Origin of the sequence: Flavobacterium piscinae (assembly GCF_004122145.1) — a bacterium.
Lineage (GTDB): Bacteria > Bacteroidota > Bacteroidia > Flavobacteriales > Flavobacteriaceae > Flavobacterium > Flavobacterium piscinae.
This window is the reverse complement of record NZ_SBKQ01000008.1, coordinates 123,194-149,784: the sequence shown is the minus strand read 5'-3', so window position 1 is coordinate 149,784 and position 26,591 is coordinate 123,194. Positions and strand designations below refer to the sequence as shown.

The window sequence follows — 26,591 nt, the reverse complement described above, 5'->3', positions numbered from 1 at the left end:
AATGTATTAGAAAGCGGTATTAATCGAAAGAGTAAAACCTGTACTTTCCGGAACAAAACGACAAACTCCTCCCACACAAACCAAACCACCGCGTTGACGACCATAATTCATTGCAATACGCGTTGAATTAATTCGATACGCTCCACCAAAGTTATAGTAGTGTTTTTGTTTGGAAGAATCATCGTTTCCGTAATTAATAATATCCCAGACATAGAACGAATATTTATCGTTCAAGTTTAATTCAACTATTCCACCGGCCCAATTTTTAAAATCGGCATCGGCCCACATGTGTTCAGCTTCTACACGAATGGATTTATTAGAGGTAAAATTATATACCGCTTCTGCTGTAACAATGTTAGTATTGACATCAGAACTACCGTCTTCTACCCAAGGTTTATTGTAATATTGATTGATGTAATAAAATCCGGTATGCCATTTTTCAGATAATTGTTTTTTTACTTCTAAATTGTAATCTGAATAATATTTGGTTCCTACCCCAAAAAAATCCGTTTTATATTCAGCAGGTGTTAATCGGTATTGACCCGGTAGATTATACCAAGAAGCCATGTTTACAGCGATTTTAGTTCCGTATTTTCCACCTAATTTAGTGTCTTTGGCAAACTCATAAAATAAATCAATTTGACCACCGGTCTCACCAACTTTTAAAATGCGAGGATCTTTAAAATCAAAACCTGCTTGAGCTTGATAAACATAAATATTAGCCAAATTAGAATGGTGTTGTTTTGTCAAAGCAGGTGTAAAATTCAATACTTTATCATTAAAATTTAAACTTGTATTATCGCCAGAAACAGTGGGTACTCTTTCAGACAAAAAAGTCATATTTTCAGTTCTACGTAAGGTCGCATCAATTCCTAAACCCTGTTTGGAATATCCTAAATTCAGACTAACTGCATTTCCGTCTTTAATCAAATTTTCATCAAGGGTATTACTGATTCTATTTAAAACGGCATCTTTGGATTTGTAATTGTATTCAAAATTGGAATAAAAAGAACTATAACTATAATTTACTCTTCCGGAAATTCCATGTGTAATTTCATCAAATTGAGGATTTTCTATTGCTAAATCAATTGCTTCATCGCGTCCCACATAACTCAAACCAAAGGATAAATCAGATTTTTCCAATTTTAATAATTGTGTGAGTTGAAAATCGGAATCAAAACCATAAATTTTTCCATCTGAAACATTAAAACCGCTTCGTTGTTGACCGTATAAAGCAGTAAGTCGAATATTATCCGAAGGACGGTAAATAATTCTACCTCCTCGTAAAGCGGTATTTATTCCTAACGCTCTGTCTTCCCATGCACGAAGTAACATACCGCTTCCAAATTGCTCATAGAAATAACCGGCTGTAATATCAAATTTGTTTGATTTGTAATTAATGAAATAGGTAGCAACATTCGTTCCTTCAAACTCCGGATTGTAATTTAATAATGCATTTTTTTCATATGCTTCCACTTGAACGCCGGCTGTCCATCCTTTAATTTGATAATTTAAAAACAAATAACTATTGGAACGGATTGGATCTTCGGGCTGAATAATTCCACGCCCTTTGTCATTCAAATACCATTGCGAATTGGATTCGAATCCTCCAAAAATTCTGCCATAATCTTTTTTAACCTCGGTAGAATCAACTTGTGAAAACAAACAAGAGAAACTGCCTAAGAAAACGAATAATAGAATTTTATTTAATTGCATTACTAAAGTTGTTTCAATTTGTTAAACAACTCTTTTTCGGCACCTTGACTGTAACCATTGTGAACATATACAATCTTTTGATTTTTTACAACAACGGTGTAGGGAACATTTGCAATAGCTAAAGCTCTTTTTAAATCTTGATTGGTATCCAATAGAACTGTATAAGGCCAATTTTTACCATTTAATAAAGGTTTTACACGTTTTTGAGTACGCGTATCATCAATTGAAACTGCTACAACTTCCATATTCAGCTCTTTGGTCCATTCAGAATAATTTTCTTTAATAGCATCTAGTTCATTCAGGCAAGGAGCACACCAAGTGGCCCAAAAGGTAAATACATATAATTTATCTTTTTCATTAAAGTCATTTTTAACATTATATGATTTGTTATCGTTAGATTTCAAAACAACATTTGGCATTTGTTTTTGAGCATAGAGACTGCAACTTAAGACAAGGAGAAATGCGACATAAAAATTCTTCATTGTTGTGGTTTGTTTAAAGAGATTATAAAATATTTGTTTGTTTAATGATTTTGGGACAATATTAAAAAAATACTTTCAAATTTAGTTTAATAGTTAAAAAAATGTTTAAAAAAAATTAATAAAACGTGAATTGTTTTGAAAAAAAGTATATTTTTGAAAATTCTAATTTTTAAGTTAATCTATTAATTAACAAACGACTAAACAATTTTAATTAACAAACCACTAAACTATGAAAAAAACATTACTTTCAGCGTTATTGTTGACATTTGGTTATTCTTATAGCCAAACTTTCGTTAGTACAACTCCAGAGAACAGAAAAGCAATTTTGGAGGAATATACAGGTGTGAATTGCGTTTTTTGTCCTCAAGGTCATGCAATTGCAAACAGCATTGTTAACGCTAACCCCAACAATGCATTTATTATCAATATCCACCAAGGTGGGTTTTCCACACCAGGTGCCGGTCAACCTGATTTTAGAACTTCTTTTGGTAATGCAATTGTTCAACAATCTTATAACCCTGCTCAATCAGGATTTGGTTATCCAGCTGGTTCAATGAACAGAAATGTATTTTCAGGTCTTTCAATTCATTCTGGTTATACTGCCATGTTTAGAAATAATTGGGCTAACGCTGCCAGTCAAATAGTTAACCAAAGTTCATACGTAAACGTTGGTGTTCAAGGAGTTATAAATGCTCAAACAAGAGAATTAACAGTTACTGTAGAAGTTTATTACACCGGTAACAGCCCTGTAAGCACAAACAAATTAAATATTGCTTTATTACAAAATAATACGTTAGGTCCTCAAACAGGAGGAAATATGGGGAATAATTATAATCACATGCACCGTTTAGTTCACATGATTACTGGTCAATGGGGTGTTGATATTACTTCTACTTCAACCGGTTCATTCTACACACAAAGTTTTACTTATACAATTCCGGAATCTTACAACAGTGTTTCTGCTGAAATTGGTGAAATGGAATTAGTTGCTTTTGTTGCAGAAACACAACAAAAAATAATCAGTGGTAATGGTGCAAAACCTACTTACACAGGTTTAGCAAATAATGATGTAAAAGTAAAAAGCATCGAAAGTATTGGTGCTCAATGTGTAAACACCATTAGTCCTAAAGTTACTATTCAAAACTTAAGTCAAACTCCTTTAACAAGTTTACCAATTGAATATAACATTAATTCAGGTGCAAATTCTGTTTATACTTGGACAGGGAATCTAGCACCATTAACTAGTACAGTGGTAGAATTACCAAGTTATAGTTTTACCTTAAACCCTACAAATACTTTGACAATTACTATTCCAAATGATGACAACAATGCGGATAATGTAGGTTCTACTAATTTTAACAAAGCAGCAGAAACTGATCAAACAAATATTACCATTCGTATTACAACAGACCGTTATGGTAGTGAAACAACTTGGAATTTAAAAAACAACGCCGGAGTTACTGTTGCTTCAGGAGGCCCATATGCTGATGCAGGTGCTGCAGGTGCCTATCCGCAACCTGATGTTAATGTTACTTTAGCAAATGATTGTTATACTTTAACTGTTAATGATAGTTATGGTGATGGTATGAGTAGTGCAGCTTATGGTTTTGGTGGTTACCAAATTTTGGCAAATGGAGTTTTAATACCAGGAATGAGCGGTGGAACTTTTACTAGTACAGATACAAGAAAATTCGGCGTAAATACAAACTTAAGTGTAAATGATTTTGACGCTTCATTAATTAAATTTTACCCTAACCCAACAAATGGTTTAGTGACAATTTCATTGCCTGAAAATGCAATGATTACATTAACCGATTTAAGCGGTAAACAAGTATTGGCTCAACAAGCTGAGGCAGGTGAAAGTACTATCAACTTAGGGTCACTTTCAAGCGGCATGTATTTAATTAATTTTGCCGGGGACAATTTTGCTAAAACCGATAAGATAATCATCAAATAATAAATAATACAAAGGGTGTTAAATTTTATTTAACACCCTTAATTTATCCTTAAATCTATTTTTTTACTAGATTTGTACATTACTAAAACTACAAAAATGAAAAAAATTTCGTTCTCAATTTTATTTTGTTTGGTATTTCTAAATGCTTTTTCTCAGTTTACTTTTAAAAAGTCTGATGGAACAACAATCAATGACGGTGCTGTATTAACTTATGGACCAGGAGATAATTATCTTAACTTTAGAGTGCAAAATACAAGCAACCAAGAACTAGACATTAAAGTAAAATGCACTAATCTTGTTAATACTAACGGAACCCAGTTTGAACTTTGTTATGGAGGTTCTTGTTTTGACAGTGTTGCTGTAAATGGTATTTATCCAGATTATTACAATCCTCTTTTACCTGGTCAAAGTAATCCTGCTCAAGGGGATCATTTTGTTAATTTTAATGCCGGAAACGGAGAAATCATGGAATTTCATTTTTCAGTTTATGCCGTTGGTTTTGAAAATGATGCTATAAATTTTGTTTACAGATATGATTCAAATTTATCTGTTAATTCTTTTGAAAATTTATCTTCATTAGGAATTAATATTGAAAATACTACTGTAAAAAACGAATTTAAATTTAACTCAACACAAGCTGGAAATCTTTCAATTTTTAACTTGAATGGTCAGTTAATTAGTGAATACAACTATTTTGAAGGTATTCAAAATTTGAATTTATCTAATTTAAGTTCAGCAATTTATGTAGCAAGCTTTTCATCAGCTGAAGGAAAATCTTCATCCATTAAAATAATTAAAGAGTAAGTAAATGAATAAATTTGGTTTCTTAAGTGTTGTTACTTTAGTCTTGACTTTATTTTCTTGCAGTAGTGACTACACCATTTTAGATCCTGTTGAATCAATCAGTTTGACTGCTGACAGTTCTGTTAAAGTAATTGGTGAAACCATAACTTTTTCAGTAACGACAAATGGTGGAAATGACATCACCGATGAAGCAACAATTTACGTTAATGATACAGAAATTAATGGAAATAACTTCACGGGGTCTGAAATTGGAGATCTAGTAATAAAAGCTAAATACCTTGGTGTTGAATCAGAACCAATCACCGTGAGATTTCACGATGGATCTGAAATCAATTTCGTGAAACGTGTATTAATCGAAGATTATACCGGTACTTGGTGTGGTAATTGCCCACGTGTGAATCATGCTATTGAGTTAGCTCGTGCTCAAACTGACAAAATTGTTACTGTTGGAATTCATCGTTCCAGTTCGAATCCTGCTGATGCGAGTTACGATCCTTATAATTTTGATTCTTCTGAATTAGAAGGGATATTAAATATGTCCGGCTATCCGAAAGCATTGTTAAACAGAATGACGCGTTGGCAACCCCTTGAACAGAATAACATTACTCAAGTTATCAATTTAACGCAAGGTGAAAACCCTAAATTAGGTATAGCCATGGATGTTTCAATTGTTGGTTCTACTCTAAATCTGGAAACAAAAGTAAAATTTAGTAAAGATTTCTCTAATATAAAATTAGTTGTATATGTTCTTGAAAATGGATTAATCTACGATCAAGTAAATTATACGAACTTTTTTACCGGTCCGGGTACAATTTCTAATTTTCTACATGACCATGTGCTGAGAAATTGTTTAACGCCTCTTTTAGGCGAATCAATTGCCAATAGCAATACAACTGTTGGTCAAACATTTACTAAAACTTTTTCAGTTCCTGTTCCTGCAAATATTGAAAATGTTAATAACATTGAATTTGTTGCTTTTGTGGTCGACGAAAACAATAAAACTATCAATGTGCGTAAAGCATCTCCCGGTGATAATCAAGATTTTGAAGAATTATAAAAATAAATTTCAATAATTTACAAAAGACTGTCCGAAAAGACAGTCTTTTTTTTATCCCAACCATTCTTTAAAATCATTAACCCGCTCACGACTTACAATAACTTCATCGGCTTTATAAGTAGGAAGAATAACTTTTAAACGCGAATTACTGTAGACCACAATATCTTTAATAGTTCTTAAAGGAATGATGAATTTTCGGCTCACTCTAAAAAAATCTTTCGGATTTAGTTCGGATTCCAGTTGTTCTAAAGTAATATCCAACAAATAATCACGATTGTCTATCGTATGAAGATAAGTACCTTTGTTTTCGCTATAAAAACATTCTACTTCTTCAATGGAAATCATTTTTAAATGTTCTCCGATTTTGATGGTAAAACGTTGCTTGTATGTTCTTTCATTTGGATTAACTAACATACGCTTAATCGCTTCAAAGTCCAACGATGATATACTGCTCTTTTGAAATTGATTTTTAAATTTTGTTATTGCCATAGACAAATCATCTTCATCAATTGGTTTTAGTAAATAATCAATACTATTCAATTTGAAAGCCCGCAACGCATATTCATCAAAAGCTGTCGTGAAAATCACCGCACTTTTTATTTCTATTTGTTCAAAAATTTCAAACGATAAACCATCCGACAACTGTATGTCTAAAAAAATTAAATCCGGGTGTTCATTGGAATGAAACCATTGTAAAGCTTCTTCAACAGAATGCAATAGTGACTCCACTTGTAAACCTAATTTTTCAACTTTGCGTTGCAATAATCGAGCAGCTGGTTTTTCGTCTTCAATGATAATTATTCTCATGATTTATTTTTTAAACTGTAACTATAAAAATCAACCTCCTTTGAGACTTTTTCTAAAATAAAACCACTTTCCAACAAATCCTTTTCAAAATCGTCAAAGCTTCCTTTTTTAACTAGCAAGTCAATATTTTGTTTTAGATTTGATTCATCAAGTAAAATTACATTATAAAAATCACTCATATCGGTAATTAATGTTTCTACTTTTGCATTGGAAAAGATAAAATGTGTTTCATTACTACCCGAATGATTTTCTTCATTTTGATCTATTGAAACAGGTATTTTTTTTGAATCGTTCACTTTAAAAAGGTATACATCAACTTTTTTAGTTTGAATGGTTTCGTATAAATTCAAGGCTGTGAGAAGGTTGTTTTTCAAAATGTTACCATGAGCTTGTAAGTCCATTTCGTTCAGATTTTTGTAAAACAAATTATAATTACTTTTCAATTCTTTAGGAACAATGATTTGCGATTCAGGTATTTTATTAATTTTAGAAAACATTGATTTTACATCACTATTCAAATCGAGGTATTTACCTTTGAATAAAGCATCGATTGACATTATATCATCATTCTCTAAAGCTTTTGATAAGCTGAAAGTGTAATGATTATTTGAATCTTTTAAAAAACCCATCGCCACTTCAACGTTCTTTTTTATCGAAACCTTTTCTGAATTTTCTTCTACTTTCTCAACTATTACATTTGAGCTGATTGGTTGTCCCGCTAGTAAATTATCGAGTAGCGATGCAGTCAATTCCATAGGTGTTCCAATCCATTTTATAATACCTCTATTATCAATTAATACGGTGTGTGGAATACCTTTTACATTAAAATTTGACTCCGTTTGCTTAGTTTGATCTGAAATTACAATGGTATTGAATTTCACTTTTTCAAGCGTTCTTTTCACCTTTTCAGGCTTTTCATAAGTTAAAGAAAGAAATACTAAATCATTTCGATCCTTATACTTGCTTTGTAAATCGTTCAAATGTGGTACTGCACTTAAACAAGGTGCACACCAAGTGGCCCAAAATTCAAGAACGATAAACTTATTTTCAAAATTTTTATCTTTTGGAGAATTAAGAAGATAATCTGTAACATTTATTTTTGGAGCTTTATCCCCTACTTTTATACTATTTTGTGCATAACTATAAGGGATCAGAAAAATAAGAAGTAAAATGGAATATAAACTTTTCATTGTTTTTAGATTTTTTGATTAAATGAATAAGACTGTATTCAACGAATTGGTAATGTTAAAACAGAAATCAAGTCATAGTTATTCCCACTTGTTTTGTTTCTCTTTTTCCATGATTTCTTTGATCTTTCGTTCTTCCCAATCATTCCCTAAAAACCATTGCGGTACAAAAACCGAAAATCCATGAGCAACAAGTCCGATTCCCCAAAAAAAGGCTGTCATAAAATTTTTAAATTGAAAATACGATTCTCCGGGAGCTAAATCTTTAAAATTTAAAACAATAATCATCAGATTTACAAGAATATAGACAAGTAAATGGGTGTAAAATCCTTTTATTTTTTGTACTCTTTTCTTCGCTTCTTGGTATTTAATTTCGTCTTGAATGTTCATAATTTTTAGTTTTTAAAATTTGTACTTTTACTTTGTTCTTCTTCCATAAATTCTTTTATTTTTCTTTCTTCCCAGTTTTTACCGAAAAGCATGTTGGTTCCAAAAACGCCAATCGCGTGACCAGCCAAACCTATTCCCCAACCGGCCATAGGATATATAAACCATAAGTGCTCGGGTGAAAACGTCAGGTTTAAATAAACCAATAAGGAAATTACCAATACATAACACAACAAATGAACATAGAATCCCTTGATTTCTTTAACGTGTTTACTTGCTTTTAAGTAACTTTCGTATTCTGATTTCGTTTCCATAGTATTGTCCTTTAATTCCATTTATTATTTTCTTTTGATTCTTTTTCCAAAATTTCACGAATTTTTCGTTCTTCCCATGATTTACCATAACCAAAAGTTTCCAAAGCGTGAAAAAATACTCCTAATCCCCACCCTAACATGGGGAACCAAAACCATTGGAAATTTGACGTATTCAGATTAATGATGATCAAAACGGGAATAACTACACAATAGGAAATTAAATTTCCATAAAACCCTTTTAAATTTTCTACACGTTCTTTGGCTCGCGTATAAGCCATGTTTTCACTATATTTTGTTTGCGTTTCCATAAATGTAATTTGTTTTGTTAAAATGGGTAATAAAACTTTAAATGCATTTTCATTTTCTTCAACCAACACATTTCGTTTGGTCAATATAGCATAGCGGTTCACTATGTTTTGAAGTCCTACTCCTTTTCTGTCGGACAAGACTTCTTTTTTCTGTAAATTATTTTCAACTATTAAAAAATTATTTTCAATGTAAATTTTAATGTGTAATGGCTTACTTTCACTCACCACATTGTGCTTAATGCAATTTTCCAACAATAGTTGCAAGGACAAAGGAACTACTTTAGCGTCCTCATTAGAAAAATCAGTTGGCAACTCAAATGTAATACTGTTTTCAAATCGCATTTTCAACAGATTCATATAGGTTTTAGCAAAGTTTAATTCTTCCTGAACAGTTACCAATTCTTTGTCTTTTTGTTCTAAAACATAACGATAGATTTTTGATAAAGAAGTGGTGAACTTTTGAGCACTCTCGGGATTTTCTTCTATCAATGAACTGAGTACATTTAAACTATTGAACAAAAAATGAGGATCAATTTGGTTTTTTAAACTTTCAAACTGAGCGGAAGCTGTTCCGGCTATAACTTTTTGTTCTTTTACTTTGTTTTCCTGATAGGCTTTGTAAAAATAAAAAGCATGAATTCCTAAAGTTATGATGAGCGTGATTACCATCGCAACAATATAGTTAGATGGCTTTTCGGTAGCTAAAAAATCACTTAATGATTTCTTTTCAATCATAACATCTTCAAAAATTCGCATTAAAAAAATAACAAACATGGAGACAAAAAACGAAAGAATTCCTCCGATAATTATTCTTTTTCGAGTAAAGCGATTGTCTTTATAAAAATCATCCAACTTACTAAAAACAAAACTATTTGCAAAGTATAAAGAGTATCCATAGAGCATGGTGTAACCAAAATTTACTAATAAATCCGTATTCAATGCAAAATGAACACCAGTTAAAAAACGGATTAGTACAAGCACTAAAAAAACACCTAAACTTATCCATGTTGCTCTCGGAAATTCTTGAATATACTTTTGCATAGCTATTATTATTTACAGGATTTAGCAATTTCTTGTGCTCTGTCTAAACCCCACTTTGGATGAAAAACGGATTGAGGTTTAAATGTAGCAAAAAGTTCAATAGATTTGTCAATTTGAGCACAGATTGGTTTGGTATCGGTACCAAAAAACTTTGCAGACCCTAATTCAAATTCTGCTTTGCTCAATACTACTCGAGGATTATTGGGCTCAATTTGTTCTGCTTTTCCATACAATTCCATCACTTTTCCGGATAATTTCATGCCATTGGTCATCGGGTCAAAAGCAATCCAAGCGGTATGAATCATGGCTTGCATCACTAACAATTCAGCATTATTTGGGTATTTAGTTAACTCAATATCTAATGCTGATTGTGCTTTTGATAGCAAAGCATTCATCTGCTCTTTATCTTTTGTGGCAAAAGCTGTAGTTGTATTGACTAAAGCCACATAATAATTAGGTAGCCAACTTTCCTTTTCTGCAGAAGCGATGCGTTCAAACATGGCCGAAGCTTCTGTGTTTTTTCCTTCTCCCCAAAGAGCGAATGCTTTTCCCATTCCTTGCTCAAATTGACCTTGTGAAAACAATTGAGTAGTCACAAATAAAACGATGGTAATAATAATTTTTGTCATGATTTTAGATTTTTATGTTTATAGTTTTGTTTTGATTAATTGTAAATTTTGCATCAGAATATTTTGGTGGTCCCATAAATCCTTTTGCCCCATTTGAACAAGCATAATCTTCTTTCGGAATGCCAAACCAACCTGTTTCCAATTTTCCATTTCCGTTTTCATCATGAAATAAGGAAATCGCAAATTCACCGGAAGGTAAATGATCAAATTCTACTACTGCTTCTTTATTGGAAATAGAAACAACTTTTCCAAAATATACTTTTCGCAAAAAGTTCTTTTCGCCTTGATACAAGCCAACTACTACTTGGCCTTTATTATTTTTCAAGCCTTTTATGTTGACAGTTAATTTACTTTGGGCTAATAGGCCGCAACTGAAACAAATGATCATCATGAATAGTAAATTTTTCATATTGTTTAGATTTAAAGATTAATAAATTTTTGATGAGTCAAATTTCGTTTGAAAATCATGGGTTTAAAAAAGAGTTTGACTGAGTTGTTGATTTTTAAGGATGAATTGTTTTTTAAGGTACTAAGGCACTGAGGTTCTAAGGAGCTGATTTAATTGTCATTTAAAAACCTTAGTTCCTTAGAGCCTTAGTAACTCAGAACCTATAGATTCTCCAACTGATTCGTTTTCTTATTCTCACTAATGGTCCAAAAGAAACCAACAAAGAAGAATCGATCAGCGGGTTGACCAATGGCTCTGCGTTGAAATTGACCATTCAAATCCGGTGAGTTAGCATATTGATATCCAAAAACATTGTCTGTACCAATGATATTAGAAACCGAGAAATACAAAATCTTTTGTTGCGAAAGCAAATACGCCCAGTTAAAACTCAAATTTTGAAAGGCTTTCGTTTTTCCGTTCATGAACTCCAATTCATTCGGGTTGTTATACGGACGACCGGAATTCACTGTGTAAGAAAACCCAATTTGCGATTTCCAGTCCTCTATCCAATGTTTGGTAACAACCGATAAGGTGTGATCAGCCACAAAACTTGGTGTAACTTGGTTAGGAAAATTCAAATAATCGCGTTCGGTATCGATATAGGAATAGGAAACCCAGTATTCTGTATTTTTAAAGGTCTTATTATCTCTCCAGAAAATATCAATTCCTTTGGCATAACCGAATCCATCATTGGTAAAAGCAGAATTGAATTGAGCTCCATTGGTATCAAATTTCACCAAATCGTGATATTTTTTATAATACGCCTCCGCTCTGAACAAACGTCCGTCTTTATTATGTTGAAAATTGAAGATGTAATGACTTGCTTTTTCCGATTGAAAATCATCCGAATATTTGATATAATCAGCTCTGGGAGTTTGCACAAAATCGCCATAGGCAAAGGAAAACTGACTGTTTTTTGAAACTTTATAGGCAAAAGAAGCTCTTGGTGAAAGTCGGAATTCCTCTAACAAACTAGTTTGCGAAGCCCTTGCTCCTAGTTTCATGGCTAACTTTTTACTGAAGAAAATATCCGATTCAGCATAAACTGCAGCTATTGAATTTTGATAGCCAACCTTGAAAGATTGTCCTTCAAATTCAGTAAATTTTTCATCAAAATCAGTCACAAAATAATCTGCACCGGCAGAAATTTTGATGCGTTCAGTAATTTTTTTACCTACTTTCATTTTTAAGTGAATCGCGTTTTCATCATTTTTCACTTGATCAGAATTGATGCCGATTTTATTTAAACCCAAACCGTAACTCACTCCGGTGTGAAGGTTCCAACTGTTTCCGAAAGTTCCTTTGTAAGAAGCATTTCCATAAAAATTATCGTTTCTTAAGTCAAAACGTACTTTCTCCGGTTGATTGATATCTTCCTGATTAATATCCAATTGAGCAACATCAAATGCTCCATACACTTTTAGCAATCCATTTTTGAATTGATAGCGATAAACCATTTCACCAGCTAAAGATTGATATGGTTTATTCCAATCTACCGCTTGCGGAACTAATTTTTGATAGGGTTCTAAATTGATGTAGGCTGCATTGAAAGTGAATGAATTTTTATTCCATTTTTGCGTATTTCCAATGCCTAAACCAACTGTCATTAACGAAATATCGGTTTGTTCTTGTGTCGGTTCATCTATCGTGTTTAAGGTTAATACGCTTGAAAGAGCTTCACCAAATTCAGCACTGTACCCCCCCGTGGAGAAAGAAATTCCATTAAACAGAAATGGTGAAAATCGTCCGCGAGTAGGTAAATTTTGAGCTGTTGCTCCATATGGTTGAGCCACCCGAAGTCCGTCTACAAAGGTTTGTGTTTCATCGGCTTCACCACCACGAACAAATAAGCGTCCGCTTTCCCCCACCGTTTGTGTTCCTGGAAGTGTATTGAGTGCTCCTATAATATCTCCGGCCGCACCGGCAGTAGTAACAATATCTAATGGTTTTAGAACAGAAACTCGAGCTTTATCACCGGCTTCAAATGTACCGGCAGTCACAATCACCGCATCCAACGTGTTGACACTTTCTCTTAATTTGATGGTTTGGTTTTTGAAATTGGATACATCAATTTCCTTTTTAAAGGTTTCAAACGAAAGAAAACTTACCACTACAACTTTTGTTCCGGTTTCAGAAGTCGAAAATGAAAAATTTCCGTTTTCATCGGAGGAAGCTCCATCATATGTTCCTTCTAAATAAATATTGGCTCCCGGAATGGCCATTCCTCTTTCATCGGTAATTTTTCCGGATAGTTCGGTTTGAGCAAAACTTTGTAACGCTAAGATAAAAAGTAAAAAAGTAAATATTGTTTTCATTTTGTTTGATTTTGATGAGACAAAGTTGCTTCAAAATATTCCTTTTTAAAATTGAATGTTACTGAGTTGTGGAAAATGAAGGATGAATTGTATATCAACAAAAAAGAATTACTTTCGTAACATAGTATAAATTCAATGCATCAATGAAAAAAATTTTATTTCTTCTCGTTCTTTCAATAAGTTTCCAATCTAATTCTCAAGACAATTCAACTATTACCACAGAGAAAAATATTGCATCTTGTTATAATAATTGGTTCAAAAAAAGTGAGGTAGATTTAGTTGAGTTTCAAAATCAATTTGAGTCATATTTCATTGTAAATAAATTAATTGATTCAAATTTAACAACGGACAAAAAATATGAAGCAATTTTAAAGATATTGGAAAATCCTCCAAAAAAATTACCCAAATTTCAGAATAAAAATAGTTTAGTTGAATTAATAAAAAAATTAAATATTTCAAATTCTGACATCATTAAAAGAGGACAATTAAAATGTTTAATGGATTTCTATAAAACCAACAAAAGTAAATTAGAAAACAAATCAGGCATTTATGCAATTGGAATAACGTTAGAACATGTAGAAAGAGCTCCTGGAGTTAGTCAAGAACTTATTGTCAGTTCAATTAGAATGAACTTGAACAAAAATGAATTAAAAAAAGATATAGTTCAAATTTCACTTGTAATTTTATTTTTTCCTGAACTCATCTTACTAACAGACTAATTCTTTTTTTAATGAATCCAAAAATCCAAATCACCAAAACCGAGTTACTTTCTGACAATTGGTATATACTTAACAAAGTTACTTACGAATTTACTCCTCAAAACGGTGAATCCGAAATCCAAAGAAGAGAAGTATATGATCGCGGAAATGGTGCCGCAATTTTATTGTACAACAAAAAAAAACAAACCGTTATTTTAACCCGTCAATTTCGTTTACCCACTTTTTTAAATGGAAACGAAAGCGGTATGATGATTGAAGTATGTGCCGGTATGTTGGACGAAAATAATCCGGAAGAATGCATCAAACGCGAAACCGAAGAAGAAACCGGTTACCGCATTCAAGACGTCAAAAAAGTATTTGAAGCCTACATGTCGCCCGGAGCTGTGACCGAAATTTTACATTTCTTTATTGCTGAATACCAACTTGAAATGAAAGTGAGTGAAGGGGGCGGATTGGCCACTGAACATGAATACATTGAAGTGTTAGAACTCAATTTCAACGAAGCGATGGAGATGGTTTATAATGGCGAAATCAAAGATGCAAAGACCATTATGTTGCTTTTACATGCAAAAAATAACCAACTATTATGATCCAAAATCTTATCAACAATTCACAAATCTTCCCACATAAATCGTAAATAATCGTTACTTTTGCCTTCCGTAAAAATGCAACGAAGATGATTTACAAATTACGAGTAATACTCGACAACGAAGACGATGTTTTTAGAGATTTAGCCATTGAAAACACGGATACTTTAGAAGATTTACACAATGCTATTGTGAATGCTTTTGGCTTTGACGGAAGCGAAATGGCCTCCTTTTACACTTGTGATGACAACTGGAATCAAGAAGATGAAATTCCGCTTTTTGACACCGGTGATGTTCCGGGTGAAATGCGGATTATGAGCGATTTGACCCTCGAAGACATGTTGTATGAAAAGCAAACTAAAATCATTTATGTCTATGATTTTCTAAATATGTGGACCTTTTTGGTTGAGTTAGCCGCCATCGAAGAAAGACAAATTGGAGCCACCTATCCGGAATTATTGTTCTCACACGGATTAATGCCACTTGGTGACAACGACCCTACTTTTGAAGCTGATGAAGATTCATTATTCTCCGAATTTGAAGACGAATTAGACGAAGATGACTTGAACATGTTTGATGGAGACGATTCGTTTGAAGATTTTGGATTTGAGGAGAATTGGAACTGAGTAGCTGAGTAGCTGAGTAGCTGAGTAGCTGAGTAGCTGAGTAGCTGAAAATTAAAAACTATAAACCATTTAAAACAATTATTAGCCATGAAAAATTTCAAATCATTACTTATTTGGCAAAAATCAATGTCATTAGTAACCGAAACCTATTTAATAACAAAAGAATTCCCTAAAGAAGAAATTTTTGGTTTAACATCACAAATTAGACGTAGTTCAATCTCAATTCCGAGCAATATTGCTGAAGGATTTGGTAGAGATGGAAATAAAGAATTTCTGAGGTTTTTAAGAATCTCTTTAAGTTCACTTTTTGAATTTCAAACGCAAATAGAAATTTCAAAAAACATATATTATTTAAACGAAAATCAATTTAACAAATTATATGAGTTCAGTAGAGAACTAGAAGCTATGCTTGTTTCATTCATCAAAAAAATTGACGAATCTAAATAAAAACTCAGCATCTCAGCATCTCAGCTACTCAGCAACTTAAAAAAAAATGATCAATTTATTCAACGCCCACATCGAATCCCTTTCCATCCACCGAGTTGGAAACAAAAGCCGTAACGAAGCTATCTTTTTATCGGAAAACCCATACCAAACCAATGACGAAATTACGCCATTGTTGAAAGAGTTTTTCCTAAAATCGTTTCGTGAAAAAGAAGAGAACTATTATCAATTTGCTCATGAAGTAGATTTGGAATACAACGATATGTTCAAATTGGCATCTGAAGTGTTTGAAAATCCAGCCAACATTCATGATATTTCAAAGAAAATTACAAAACATTTGTTTGAACAATCCAATCATCCGCACATTAAAAATGGTGAAGTGTATGTGGCTTACTTCACGCATTTAACCATTGACAATAATCAAGTAGATGCCATTGGTGTGTTTAAAAGTGAAGTGCAAGCCGACTTTTTACAATTTGAAGAGAAAGGAACAAACCTTGAAATGTTGCTTCAACACGGCATCAATTTGAATAAATTAGATAAAGGTTGTTTGATTTTTAATTACAAAAAAGAAGAAGGCTACAAAATCTTAACCGTCGATAGTAACCGCTATGATGCACGTTATTGGTTAGAGCATTTCTTGAGCGTAGACGCTTTTCAAGATGAAAACTTCATCACCAAAAAATACTTGAAATTCTGTCAGGATTTTGCCAAAGATGTAGTTTTTCCTGCCGAAGACAAAAAACAGGAAGTGATGTTTATGAATCGTTCGGTGAATTATTTTGCCAAGAATGATGAGTTTGAAGAAAGTAATTTCTTGAACGAAGTGATGGACAACCCTGACCTGATTCCGGAATTTAAAAGTTATAAAGTGGATAAAGGTGAAAAATACAGCATCGAAGATGTCACCAACTTCCCTATCGCCAATGCAGCGGTTTCCGATGCCCGAAAGAAAATTAAAAACGTCATCAATTTAGATACCAATATTCAAATTAAATTGGATTTCATCAACCCCGAAAGTGCTGAAAAATTTGTGGAAAAAGGCTGGGACGAAGAAAAACAAATGTATTACTATTTGGTTTATTTCAATAAAGAACAGAAATCGTAAATCGCAAATCCTCAATTAGTTATATAGTTGAGGATTTTTTTATTATTTGTAGTCTTTTACTTCCTAATGTGTTAATTTTCAGTGTTTTGTCGAGTTTTTTTGTGGTTTTGTCCATAATTAAGTAAGTTTAGCTTGCCACAATTTAAATACCACATCTATGAAAACCTACACTAGCACTCTGTCCGTTTCGGGCACTTCCGTGATTTGCTCCATTTTGGGGCACAAATTTCGATCAACCAGAAAAATCACCAATCACTTTAGTGAATACCAATGCCGTTGTTGCGGAAAACAAATGACCGAAGACCCAAGAGGTCGTTTAATTTCATTAACTCCTGAACTTCGCGATATTAATGAAACTTTGCATATGATTTTCAGAAGGAGGCAAATTCATATTTGACTACTACATTCGTAAAAGTTCTATTGATTTCAAGATCGATGCGTAACAAATTGGTAACTTAGTCGTCCTATCTTTAACGACTAAAGTGAATTATCTTGGAAACTATTCTCACCATTGAAAATTTAAACAAACGATTCGGAGCCGTTCATGCGGTAAAAAACGTATCACTTGAAATAAAAAAAGGTAATGTTTACGGAATTCTCGGTCCAAACGGTAGCGGAAAATCAACTACATTAGGTATTGTATTAAATGTAGTCAACAAAACTTCCGGTGAATACCGCTGGTTTGGCGGAACAATGGAAACGCATGAAGCTCTCAAAAAAGTGGGAGCCATCATTGAACGCCCTAATTTCTATCCTTACATGACTGCACAAGAAAATTTGGAATTGGTTTGTAAAATCAAAGGAGCATCCTATAACAAGGTAGCAGAAAAACTGGAAGTGGTTGGGCTTTTAGACCGAAAAGACAGTAAATTCAGGACTTTTTCGTTGGGGATGAAACAACGTTTAGCGATTGCTTCTGCCCTACTAAACGATCCCGAAATTTTGATTTTAGACGAACCAACCAACGGGTTAGATCCGCAAGGAATTCGTCAGATTCGCGATATAATCAAAACCATTGCTTCGCAAGGAACTACTATTTTGTTGGCTTCACACCTATTGGATGAAGTTGAAAAAGTCTGTAGTCACGTTTTAGTTCTTCGAAAAGGCGAAATCTTATATTCCGGAAAAGTAGACGGAATGATTTCCAACGAAGGCTTTTTTGAACTTCAATCTGAGAATATAAACGAATTAATGTCTGCCTTGCAAAATCATCCCGCCATTGAAAAAATGGAGTTGGAAGAAGGCAAATTGGTTGTTTATTTAAAATCTGCTTTGGAAGCAAAAGACATAAATAAATATTTAGTGGAAAAAGGAATTTACCTCAACCATTTAGTGAAGCGAAAACACAGTTTGGAAGAACAGTTTTTACAATTGACCAACAAAAACTAAACCTATTACCTTTTACCAATAACCATCATGAATAGACTTCTTCAAATAGAATTTCAAAAAATATGGAAAAACAAAGCCAGTCGGATATTAACGATTGCTTATTTTGTGATACTTTCCTTTATCGCTCTAATTGCTTCGATTAAATTTAAAATAGGAAACTTTGAATTGCAAATTGCTGAACAAGGCATTTTCAATTTCCCTTATATTTGGCATTTCAACACGTATATTGCAGCTATTTTAAAGTTTTTTCTTGCGATTGTTATCGTTTCGATGATGGCAAATGAATACAGTTACGGCACCTTAAAACAAAATTTAATCGATGGTTTCAGTAAAAAAGAATTCATACAATCCAAGTTCATAACCGTTTTAGTGTTTGCATTGGCATCTACTGTTTTTGTTTTCATTATGTCGTTAATACTGGGATTAAGCTTTTCTTCCTATAATGAAATCGATATTATTTTTTCAGATTTAGAATATATTCTTGCCTACTTTTTGAAACTGACTGCTTTTTTCTCTTTTTGTTTATTCCTTGGAATATTGGTCAAACGATCGGCTTTTGCGATTGGATTTCTTTTTGTATGGAATATAATAGAAGGAATTATCATTGGGTTTTTAAAGTGGGAAGTATATGTTAATTCAAATGATTACCAATATTTCACTCAATTCTTGCCTTTAGAATCGATGTCTAATTTAATAAAAGAACCATTCACACGTTTAAGCGTAATCAAAAATATAGAGGAAACCATTGGTGGAGCGGCTAATAGTAAAGATTATGGTGTGCATTGGTATTCGATGCTCATCGTCATTTGTTGGATAGTTATTTTTATGTTAATGTCCTATAAAATTCTAAAGAAAAGAGATTTGTAGTATCTTTGCAAACGCTATGAAGTTTGCCAAAAACATTGCCATTTTACTGCTTACGATTACTTTTACTCAAAGTAATCATGCACAATATATTCTAGTGGATGACAACCGAACCGTTGAAGATTTAGTAGAAAATATTCTCATCAACTCCTCTTGTGCCAATGTGTCTAATATTTCGGTTTCCGGTTGGGCATTTACGAGTGGAAACAGTTATGGGTTTTTTAATGCTTCCGGTACTTCATTTCCTTTTGAAGACGGTGTGATTATTTCAACCGGAAGAGCTGCCTCTGCGGTGGGACCAAATGGAAACCTGCTTAGTGAAGGCCCAACCAATTGGCTAGGCGATAATGATTTGCAAAATGCAATTAACGAAAACAATACCATCAACGCTACTGTTATTGAGTTTGACTTCCTCCCTTTTGCCAACAAAGTAAGTTTCGACTATATTTTTTCCTCTGAACAATATTTGTCCAATCCGAGTCCGAACCAATGTAATTTCTCTGATGGATTTGCTTTTCTTTTAAAAGAAGCAAGTTCTTCAGAATATACAAACTTAGCAGTTGTTCCCAACACTAACATTCCTGTAAAAATAACAACTGTACGTGGACAAGGAACCATCTGTCCGCCAGCTAATGAGGAATATTTTGATGCATTTAATGGTTTTGAACATCCAACCAATTACAATGGACAAACCAAAATTTTAAAAGCTGAAAGCAATGTTACTCCTGGAGTTTTGTACCATATTAAGTTAGTAATCGCAGACCAAGGAAATAATTTATATGATTCTTCCATTTTTTTAGGAGGCGGAAGTTTTACTATAGAAACCGATTTGGGTGAAGACCGACTCATTGCTACCGGAAATCCACTTTGTCCTGACGAAACTTTGTTGTTAAACGCCACCAATTCAACGGCTGTTGGATATAAATGGTTTAGAAATACGATTGAAATAATTGGCGAAACGGGTCCAACTTTGTTGGTAGATGATTTTGGAATTTATAAAGTGGAAGTCATTTTCAATCCGACCTGTTCTTCCTTTGGCGAAATTGAAATTGAATACAGTACAAACCCTGTTCCTAATGACACCACATTAACACAATGCGATTCCGACGGAGATGGTTTTGCTTTGTTCAATCTAAACGATGCAAATAACGATGTGATTGGCTCAAACACAAATGTAGGTTCTCCTTTTTATTACCTCACTCAAGCTGACGCGGAAAATGCACAAAACCCGATTGCAAATTTTTCATCATTTCAAAACACAGTTGTAAACCAAGTTATTTATGCCCGACTACAAAATAATTTTGGTTGTTTTGGTATCTCGGAAGTGACACTTTCTACGTCAAACAATACTGTCGCAATTACACCATTTGCAATTTGCGATGGTGATGTTGAACAAAATGGAATTACTGCCATCGATTTAAATAATGAAATTTCACCTACCTTATTATCCAATTTCACCCCGGGCTTAGTTGTAAATTATTATCCAACGGAAGGAGATGCGCAGCTTCAAGTAAATCAAATCGCTTCACCCTACATTAATTTAACAGCTTTTCAGGAAATTATTTTTGCCCGAATTACAGATGGTGTAAGTTGTTTTGGGATAATCCCAATTACAATTAACATTAACACTTTTGTACCTACAAATTTTGAAAACGAGACGCTTTTTTTATGTGAAAATGAATCGCTAATTATTGGTGTGGATGCTATTTTTGAAAGCTATGTTTGGAATAATGGAGAAACCACACCGGAAATTGTTGTAAATCAACCCGGAACTTACATAGTAACAGTTACCAATACAGAAGGTTGCACCGCTCAAAAGACTTTTATTGTAACTGCTTCCGGACCGGCCACCATAACATCAATAAATATTAAAGATTTTGCAGAAAGCAATAATACTGTTGAAATCAATTATACCGGATTAGGAAATTATGTTTTTTCATTAGACGGAAGTTTTTTTCAAAACAGTCCGATTTTTACTAATGTAAGTGCCGGTGAATATACCATTACCATCAATGATCTAAATGGTTGCGAGGCTACTTTTGAAACAATAATTGTGTTGGATTACCCAAAATTCTTTACTCCTAACGGTGATGGCATCAATGATTATTGGAAAATTGAAAACTTAAATCAACCCGCTGCAAAAATTTATATCTTCAATCGTTATGGGAAATTTTTGAAACAAATTGGTTCGAATGGTTTGGGTTGGGACGGAAATTTTTCCGGTTCTCCTATGCAAGCTTCTGATTATTGGTTTACTCTTTATTTAGAAGATGGAAGAATCATCAAAGGACACTTCACTTTAAAAAGATAATTCATTATCTTTGTTATCCTTTGAAAAATAAAATGAAAAAAATTGCTTTATTTCTGTTATTCACATTGAATTGTTTTGCTCAATTTAGTAAGACACACTATATCCCTCCTATAACAGGAACTAATCAACAACCTATTCAAAATCAATTCATTTACATTTCATCTCCAAGTTTAACCCCGGTAAATTTTACAATAAATCCGATAGGAGGAACACCAATCAACGGAACCGTTTCCAGAGATGTACCTTTTGTTTATACTATTGGATTTGGGGATAACACACCATTATTCGTTCCGGCTACAAACCTAAATAGTGTTTTTACGAATAAAGGTTTTATTATTGAAGCGGAAGATCAGATATATGCCGCTGTACGTTTTACTGCTTCAACTGCAAGTAATCAAGCCACCGGAATTGTTTCCAAAGGTCTAGCAGGATTGGGAACACAATTTAGAATTGGTGCATTTACAAATACCGGGTTGTCTAGTACAGGGTATACAAATAATCATTTGACCTTTATTTCCATTTTGGCAACTGAAAATAACACAACCGTTTCATTTAGTGATATCAAACCAGGGGTTCAATTAATAAATAATGTTGGAGTTGGAAACAATCCCGGCGACATCACATTGAATAGTGGGGAAAGTTTTGTAATGGGAGTAACTGGACCTAATTTTGCTAATCGAGATGGACTAATCGGTGCATTGATTAATTCTGACAAACCAATTGTGGTCAATTGTGGTTCATTCGCCGGTACAAATGGAAATGTTGATAACAATTTAGATGTAGGAATTGATCAAATTGTTTCTGTTGAAAGAACTGGCACTGAATATATTTTTGTAAGAGGGTTTGGCGATAATCTAACTGAAAAACCTTTGATTGTAGCCCATGAAGATAACACAGAAGTTTCTATCAATGGTAATTTGGCACAAATAATAAATGCCGGTGAATATTTAGCAATTGATGGAGGGTTTTACAGTCCACAAGGAAACATGTACGTACAAACATCAAAAAATGTGTTTGCCTATCAAGGCGTTGGTGGTGCCATTCAAGCCAACCAAGAAATGTACTTTGTTCCACCTTTAAGTTGTCAAACGCCTAAAATCATTGATAACATCCCTTTAGTGAATTTAATTGGGAATATTTCGTATACAACCAATAGCGGTATCAATATTGTAACCGAGACAGGAGCCGCTTTAAATTTTATTGTTGACGGCGTTAATTATACCATTGCTACTCTTCCCGGAGGTATTAATCTTCAAGGCCCTTTTTCAATTCCCGGAAATACGGATTACGAAACTTATCAAATTGTTGGGCTTACAGGAAATATTTCTGTTTTTTCAGATAAGCAATTGTATCTTTCTTACTTTGGTTCTAACAACGCAGCAACTTACGGTGGTTATTATTCCGGTTTTACATTTAAACCCGAAATTTCTTTTGAAAGATTAGATTTAGATTCTTCCAATTGTATTCCCAATGTTAACCTTTCCATCAATACACTTTCTCCCTTTGATACCTACCAATGGTTTTTTAATGGAAATCCAATTGTGGGAGCTACTAATCCTGAATACACACCTACGGAACCAGGATTTTATTATCTTTCTGCAACTGTAACTGAATGTAATATTACTTTAATATCAGATGAAATTCCGGTAAGTGACTGTCCGGAAGACAGTGATTCTGATGGAGTTAACAATAACATTGACCTAGATTTTGACAATGACGGCATTGCAAATTGCACAGAATCATTTGGCAATCAAGAAATTAATTTAAGTAATTCAACTGCAGGCACTATCGTTATTGGAAATTATTCCAATTCTTTCCTGGGAACGGTCAATACTGATGGCCCGGGAATTCCTACTCCCCAACCTCTCATTGGAAATGCCAATGGTGATTTTGTAACCCATCCGGCAAATGGAAAAGAGAATTCTGTTACTTATCGTTTAGATTTTGCCCAACCCATCAGTTTAGGGATAGAGTATGTGCAAACTGCAAATACTGCCAATTTATTATCGTCTACGGGAGAATTTATAATTGAAACAGCTGTTAACAAAACAATTACCTTATTAAATCCTGACGGACAATTGTTAGTTGATACTAATTATGACGGTATATATGAAAATGGGGTTTTTGAATATTCATCATTCCAAATTCGTTTTCGATTAAATAGTGCAGTTCCGCTTGCTGCCGGAACTGGAACGTTCAGATTTACGGTTAATTTAACCGAATTTATTTCAATCACGCACAAAAATATTTCAGATAACTCTTCAAAAGCTTCTTTCAAATTAATTGCCACCTGTATTCCAAAAGATTCTGATGGTGATGGAATTTCAGATGCAATGGATTTAGATAGTGATAACGATGGGGTTCCTGATAATATTGAAGCTCAAGGAGAAAATTTTATAGCCTCTACCCCAATAGATTCAAATAATGACGGGATTAGTGATGCCTTTGGAGTTGGTCTCGTACCAATTGATTCGGATGGCGATGGAATTCTTGATTATTTGGATTTAGACAGCGACAATGATGGAATTTATGATTTGAATGAATCCGGTTCAAATGCTACAGATACTGATCTAAATGGTGTGATTGACGGTACTGGATTTGGAAACAATGGATTGTTTGATAATTTAGAAACCGGTTCAAACAATGGTATATTAAACTATACTATTGCTGATACCAATGCAGATGGAATTCTAAATTATATTTCATTAGACAGTGATGGAGATTTATGCAACGATGTTATTGAAGCGGGATTTACAGACGGTAATGGAGATGGCCTCTTGGGTAATACCTCTTTTTCTGTTGACGCAAACGGGTTAGTTTTAGGTTCGGGAGGCTATAGCCCACCTAATCAAAACTATACCATTGGTGCACCTATTGAAATTACAACTCAACCGGCAAGTCAAACAACATGTAATTTTGAAAATACAAGTTTTACATTAACAGGAACGATTTCCGATAGTTATCAATGGCAGCTAAGTAGTGACAATGGAGTAAATTGGACAAACATTTCTAATAATACAACTTACGCTGGTGCTACAACTCCAACTCTACAAATTAGTGGAGCTGTTAATGCAATGAATAACTATCGCTATCGGGTGGTTTTAAATCGCATTGGGAATAGTTGTGGTTTAACTTCTGAAGAAGCTGTGTTAACAATCAATCCAACACCCATACTAACATCGCCGGTTTCAATTATTCAATGTGATAATGACGATACAAATAATGGTATTTCTGATATTAATTTACTTCAAAAAAATGACGTAATCTCTGCGAATTTTGCAACCGAAACATTTACCTATTTTACGACACAAATTGCTGCTGTAAATAATGATTCAACGTTACAAATTACAAATCCTATAGCTTATAATACCGGAAATTCGACCGTTTGGGTTCGCGTAGAAAATACGTTTGGTTGCTTTGAAGTTGGACAAATTGATATTTTTGTTTCTGCTACACAAATTCCGTCAAGTTTTCTTCGCACTTTTGCCAAATGTGATGATTTTATTGATACCGCCAACGACGATAGAGATGGTATTTCCACTTTTGATTTTAGCAGTGTTACTGCTGATTTAATTGGAATCTTGCCAGCTTCAACCCCATTTACCATAAAATATTTTGAAACAGAAGCAGATGCTCTTGCTGAAACTGACAATAATGGAAATTCATTAGAAATTACAACTATTAGTAATTTTAGGAATACAAATTCACCAAACTTTCAGCAAATTTGGATTCGAGTAGAAAGTACTTTAGATAATGCTTGCTTTGGTCTAGGTCCGTATATTGAATTGACGGTTGAACCTTTACCAATTTTAACGCCACTAACCACAAAAATTGAATGTGATGATGATCAGGATGGGCTATTTTCATTTGATACTTCATCAATCATAACTGATTTACTCGGCACTCAAAATCCGAATGATTTCATTATTACCTATTTTGATGAAGATAATATTCCAATACCAAGTCCGTTACCAAATCCGTTCTTAACCGCTTCGCAAACAATTAAAATTGTTGTGACAAATGCTACTACACAAGACCCTAACGGACCTTGTTCTGAGGAAACAACGCTAACTTTTATTGTAGATAAGCTTCCGTTTATTGCCAATGCTATTCCCAATCAAATAACCTGTGATATTGATAATGAAGAAGATGGTTTTTTCAATTTTGATACTTCTTCGTTTACATCTACTTTACTAGGAAGTCAAACAGGAATGAGTATTACTTATTTTGATGAAAATGGTATTGAACTTAATCCTCTTCCAACAAGCTTCTTTACAAAAACACAAACTATTACTGCTGTAATAACAAATTTAGCAAATACAAATTGTAATGTTTCAACGACAATTAATTTCATTGTAAATCCATTACCGCAATTAGAAGAAGGTTTTAAGGAAATTATTTGTTTTGGTGTAGATGCGGTAACATTTGATGCCGGTCTAATCGATGGAAACATTTCTGATTTTACTTACCAATGGTTCAGAAATGATGTGCTTATCCCAGGCGAAACAAATTATAATTTAACAGTCGATGAAGATGGTATTTATAAAGTGATTGTCGAAAATACATTTGGTTGTACACAAGAAAGAATAATCGAAATTGTTTACTCACAACCAGCCACTTTTGAAAATATTGTTGTGGTTGATTTAGTTGAAAATAATACGGTAAGCATTTTTGTAACCGGTTCGGGAAATTATGTTTACAGCTTAGATTCTGCAAACGGACTTTACCAAACAGCTAACTTTTTTGAAAATGTAATTGCCGGAATCTACACCGTATATGTAAAAGATTTAAATGGCTGCGGAGTAGTAGAACAAGAAATTGCTGTTCTGGGTGTTCCAAAATTTTTTACTCCAAATGGCGATGGTTATAATGATACATGGAAAATTAGAGGAGCAAATGAAAAGTATAATTTTAATTCTACAATTTATATTTTTAATCGATTTGGAAAGTTAATAAAACAAATCGGAACTACCGGAGAAGGTTGGGACGGAACTTACAACGGAGAACCTCTCCCGGCAGATGATTATTGGTATTCTATTGAATTTGAAGATGGTCGAAGAGCTAAAGGACATTTTTCATTAAAACGGTAAC

Annotated in this window: 23 protein-coding genes; 13 read left to right on the top strand and 10 right to left on the bottom strand. The window is 33.5% G+C overall.

Annotation, left to right across the window (positions count from 1 at the left end; translation table 11 throughout):
- Window positions 1–6: 6 nt before the first annotated feature.
- On the bottom strand, window positions 7–1,716 hold the full coding sequence (locus EQG68_RS09205; protein WP_129464547.1) for a DUF6029 family protein: 1,710 nt from the start codon (window positions 1,714–1,716) through the stop codon (window positions 7–9).
- 2 nt (window positions 1,717–1,718) lie between these two features.
- Window positions 1,719–2,198, bottom strand: a complete 480-nt coding sequence (locus EQG68_RS09200; RefSeq protein WP_129464546.1) for a TlpA family protein disulfide reductase — start codon at window positions 2,196–2,198, stop codon at window positions 1,719–1,721.
- A 229-nt stretch (window positions 2,199–2,427) separates the two neighbouring features.
- Between EQG68_RS09200 and EQG68_RS09195 the strand changes: the two genes are divergently transcribed.
- The 3 genes from EQG68_RS09195 to EQG68_RS09185 all read left to right on the top strand — a co-directional run bounded on the left by EQG68_RS09195 (window position 2,428) and on the right by EQG68_RS09185 (window position 6,016).
- Window positions 2,428–4,155: an Omp28-related outer membrane protein gene (locus EQG68_RS09195; RefSeq protein WP_129464544.1), complete on the top strand. Its 1,728-nt coding sequence runs from the start codon at window positions 2,428–2,430 to the stop codon at window positions 4,153–4,155.
- A gap of 96 nt (window positions 4,156–4,251) precedes the next feature.
- Window positions 4,252–4,959 carry a T9SS type A sorting domain-containing protein gene (locus tag EQG68_RS09190; protein ID WP_129464543.1) on the top strand — a complete coding sequence of 236 codons (708 nt, stop codon included), beginning with the start codon at window positions 4,252–4,254 and terminating at the stop codon, window positions 4,957–4,959.
- 4 nt (window positions 4,960–4,963) lie between these two features.
- Complete coding sequence (locus EQG68_RS09185) at window positions 4,964–6,016, top strand: Omp28-related outer membrane protein (protein ID WP_129464542.1); 1,053 nt, start codon at window positions 4,964–4,966, stop codon at window positions 6,014–6,016.
- A gap of 51 nt (window positions 6,017–6,067) precedes the next feature.
- Here EQG68_RS09185 and EQG68_RS09180 read toward each other — a convergent pair whose 3' ends face one another.
- From EQG68_RS09180 to EQG68_RS09145, 8 genes are all read right to left on the bottom strand, one after another.
- Entirely contained in the window at window positions 6,068–6,823 is a 756-nt protein-coding gene (locus tag EQG68_RS09180) for a LytR/AlgR family response regulator transcription factor (protein ID WP_129464540.1), read from the bottom strand.
- Window positions 6,820–8,013, bottom strand: a complete 1,194-nt coding sequence (locus EQG68_RS09175) for a TlpA family protein disulfide reductase (protein ID WP_129464538.1) — start codon at window positions 8,011–8,013, stop codon at window positions 6,820–6,822. The genes EQG68_RS09180 and EQG68_RS09175 overlap by 4 nt, the downstream gene beginning before the upstream one ends.
- A 78-nt stretch (window positions 8,014–8,091) precedes the next feature.
- Entirely contained in the window at window positions 8,092–8,400 is a 309-nt protein-coding gene (locus EQG68_RS09170; protein ID WP_129464536.1) for a 2TM domain-containing protein, read from the bottom strand.
- Between the two features lie 5 nt (window positions 8,401–8,405).
- Window positions 8,406–8,732, bottom strand: coding sequence for a 2TM domain-containing protein (locus EQG68_RS09165; RefSeq protein WP_246011701.1), 327 nt, complete (start codon window positions 8,730–8,732; stop codon window positions 8,406–8,408).
- Window positions 8,723–10,060, bottom strand: a complete 1,338-nt coding sequence (locus EQG68_RS09160) for a 2TM domain-containing protein (protein ID WP_129464535.1) — start codon at window positions 10,058–10,060, stop codon at window positions 8,723–8,725. Before EQG68_RS09160 ends, EQG68_RS09165 begins: the two co-directional genes overlap by 10 nt.
- 8 nt (window positions 10,061–10,068) lie before the next feature.
- Window positions 10,069–10,689 (bottom strand): hypothetical protein, encoded by a 621-nt coding sequence (locus tag EQG68_RS09155; protein WP_129464534.1) that lies wholly within the window; start codon window positions 10,687–10,689, stop codon window positions 10,069–10,071.
- A 4-nt stretch (window positions 10,690–10,693) separates the two neighbouring features.
- Window positions 10,694–11,098 (bottom strand): DUF2141 domain-containing protein, encoded by a 405-nt coding sequence (locus EQG68_RS09150; RefSeq protein ID WP_246011700.1) that lies wholly within the window; start codon window positions 11,096–11,098, stop codon window positions 10,694–10,696.
- A 200-nt stretch (window positions 11,099–11,298) separates the two neighbouring features.
- Window positions 11,299–13,452, bottom strand: a complete 2,154-nt coding sequence (locus EQG68_RS09145; protein ID WP_129464532.1) for a TonB-dependent receptor — start codon at window positions 13,450–13,452, stop codon at window positions 11,299–11,301.
- Window positions 13,453–13,595: 143 nt separating this feature from the next.
- On the opposite strand from EQG68_RS09145, the gene EQG68_RS09140 reads away from it, so the two are divergent.
- The 10 genes from EQG68_RS09140 to EQG68_RS09095 all read left to right on the top strand — a co-directional run bounded on the left by EQG68_RS09140 (window position 13,596) and on the right by EQG68_RS09095 (window position 26,590).
- Window positions 13,596–14,171 carry a hypothetical protein gene (locus EQG68_RS09140; protein WP_129464530.1) on the top strand — a complete coding sequence of 192 codons (576 nt, stop codon included), beginning with the start codon at window positions 13,596–13,598 and terminating at the stop codon, window positions 14,169–14,171.
- A gap of 11 nt (window positions 14,172–14,182) precedes the next feature.
- Window positions 14,183–14,761 (top strand): GDP-mannose pyrophosphatase NudK, encoded by a 579-nt coding sequence (nudK, locus tag EQG68_RS09135; RefSeq protein ID WP_129464528.1) that lies wholly within the window; start codon window positions 14,183–14,185, stop codon window positions 14,759–14,761.
- Window positions 14,762–14,847: 86 nt separating this feature from the next.
- The gene (locus tag EQG68_RS09130; RefSeq protein WP_129464527.1) at window positions 14,848–15,384 is read left to right on the top strand and encodes an IS1096 element passenger TnpR family protein; all 537 of its coding nucleotides are present in this window, start codon (window positions 14,848–14,850) and stop codon (window positions 15,382–15,384) included.
- A gap of 87 nt (window positions 15,385–15,471) precedes the next feature.
- Window positions 15,472–15,831 carry a four helix bundle protein gene (locus tag EQG68_RS09125; RefSeq protein ID WP_129464526.1) on the top strand — a complete coding sequence of 120 codons (360 nt, stop codon included), beginning with the start codon at window positions 15,472–15,474 and terminating at the stop codon, window positions 15,829–15,831.
- Between the two features lie 46 nt (window positions 15,832–15,877).
- Window positions 15,878–16,936: a nucleoid-associated protein gene (locus EQG68_RS09120; protein ID WP_129464525.1), complete on the top strand. Its 1,059-nt coding sequence runs from the start codon at window positions 15,878–15,880 to the stop codon at window positions 16,934–16,936.
- Window positions 16,937–17,093: 157 nt separating this feature from the next.
- A complete protein-coding gene (locus tag EQG68_RS09115) occupies window positions 17,094–17,333 on the top strand; it encodes a hypothetical protein (RefSeq protein WP_129464523.1) in 240 nt (79 codons plus the stop codon).
- A 95-nt stretch (window positions 17,334–17,428) separates the two neighbouring features.
- The gene (locus tag EQG68_RS09110) at window positions 17,429–18,325 is read left to right on the top strand and encodes an ABC transporter ATP-binding protein (RefSeq protein WP_129464521.1); all 897 of its coding nucleotides are present in this window, start codon (window positions 17,429–17,431) and stop codon (window positions 18,323–18,325) included.
- A 27-nt stretch (window positions 18,326–18,352) separates the two neighbouring features.
- Window positions 18,353–19,192: an ABC transporter permease gene (locus EQG68_RS09105; RefSeq protein ID WP_129464519.1), complete on the top strand. Its 840-nt coding sequence runs from the start codon at window positions 18,353–18,355 to the stop codon at window positions 19,190–19,192.
- A gap of 16 nt (window positions 19,193–19,208) precedes the next feature.
- Window positions 19,209–21,500 carry a T9SS type B sorting domain-containing protein gene (locus EQG68_RS09100; RefSeq protein ID WP_129464517.1) on the top strand — a complete coding sequence of 764 codons (2,292 nt, stop codon included), beginning with the start codon at window positions 19,209–19,211 and terminating at the stop codon, window positions 21,498–21,500.
- 32 nt (window positions 21,501–21,532) lie between these two features.
- The gene (locus EQG68_RS09095; RefSeq protein WP_129464516.1) at window positions 21,533–26,590 is read left to right on the top strand and encodes a T9SS type B sorting domain-containing protein; all 5,058 of its coding nucleotides are present in this window, start codon (window positions 21,533–21,535) and stop codon (window positions 26,588–26,590) included.
- Window position 26,591 lies beyond the last annotated feature (1 nt).

Bases quoted from the DNA above. Each gene is read 5' to 3' on its own strand.
- EQG68_RS09205 (WP_129464547.1), bottom strand. From the start codon at position 1,716: ATGCAATTAAATAAAATTCTATTATTCGTTTTCTTAGGCAGTTTCTCT.
- EQG68_RS09200 (WP_129464546.1), bottom strand. From the start codon at position 2,198: ATGAAGAATTTTTATGTCGCATTTCTCCTTGTCTTAAGTTGCAGTCTC.
- EQG68_RS09195 (WP_129464544.1), top strand. From the start codon at position 2,428: ATGAAAAAAACATTACTTTCAGCGTTATTGTTGACATTTGGTTATTCT.
- EQG68_RS09190 (WP_129464543.1), top strand. From the start codon at position 4,252: ATGAAAAAAATTTCGTTCTCAATTTTATTTTGTTTGGTATTTCTAAAT.
- EQG68_RS09185 (WP_129464542.1), top strand. From the start codon at position 4,964: ATGAATAAATTTGGTTTCTTAAGTGTTGTTACTTTAGTCTTGACTTTA.
- EQG68_RS09180 (WP_129464540.1), bottom strand. From the start codon at position 6,823: ATGAGAATAATTATCATTGAAGACGAAAAACCAGCTGCTCGATTATTG.
- EQG68_RS09175 (WP_129464538.1), bottom strand. From the start codon at position 8,013: ATGAAAAGTTTATATTCCATTTTACTTCTTATTTTTCTGATCCCTTAT.
- EQG68_RS09170 (WP_129464536.1), bottom strand. From the start codon at position 8,400: ATGAACATTCAAGACGAAATTAAATACCAAGAAGCGAAGAAAAGAGTA.
- EQG68_RS09165 (WP_246011701.1), bottom strand. From the start codon at position 8,732: ATGGAATTAAAGGACAATACTATGGAAACGAAATCAGAATACGAAAGT.
- EQG68_RS09160 (WP_129464535.1), bottom strand. From the start codon at position 10,060: ATGCAAAAGTATATTCAAGAATTTCCGAGAGCAACATGGATAAGTTTA.
- EQG68_RS09155 (WP_129464534.1), bottom strand. From the start codon at position 10,689: ATGACAAAAATTATTATTACCATCGTTTTATTTGTGACTACTCAATTG.
- EQG68_RS09150 (WP_246011700.1), bottom strand. From the start codon at position 11,098: ATGAAAAATTTACTATTCATGATGATCATTTGTTTCAGTTGCGGCCTA.
- EQG68_RS09145 (WP_129464532.1), bottom strand. From the start codon at position 13,452: ATGAAAACAATATTTACTTTTTTACTTTTTATCTTAGCGTTACAAAGT.
- EQG68_RS09140 (WP_129464530.1), top strand. From the start codon at position 13,596: ATGAAAAAAATTTTATTTCTTCTCGTTCTTTCAATAAGTTTCCAATCT.
- nudK (WP_129464528.1), top strand. From the start codon at position 14,183: ATGAATCCAAAAATCCAAATCACCAAAACCGAGTTACTTTCTGACAAT.
- EQG68_RS09130 (WP_129464527.1), top strand. From the start codon at position 14,848: ATGATTTACAAATTACGAGTAATACTCGACAACGAAGACGATGTTTTT.
- EQG68_RS09125 (WP_129464526.1), top strand. From the start codon at position 15,472: ATGAAAAATTTCAAATCATTACTTATTTGGCAAAAATCAATGTCATTA.
- EQG68_RS09120 (WP_129464525.1), top strand. From the start codon at position 15,878: ATGATCAATTTATTCAACGCCCACATCGAATCCCTTTCCATCCACCGA.
- EQG68_RS09115 (WP_129464523.1), top strand. From the start codon at position 17,094: ATGAAAACCTACACTAGCACTCTGTCCGTTTCGGGCACTTCCGTGATT.
- EQG68_RS09105 (WP_129464519.1), top strand. From the start codon at position 18,353: ATGAATAGACTTCTTCAAATAGAATTTCAAAAAATATGGAAAAACAAA.
- EQG68_RS09100 (WP_129464517.1), top strand. From the start codon at position 19,209: ATGAAGTTTGCCAAAAACATTGCCATTTTACTGCTTACGATTACTTTT.
- EQG68_RS09095 (WP_129464516.1), top strand. From the start codon at position 21,533: ATGAAAAAAATTGCTTTATTTCTGTTATTCACATTGAATTGTTTTGCT.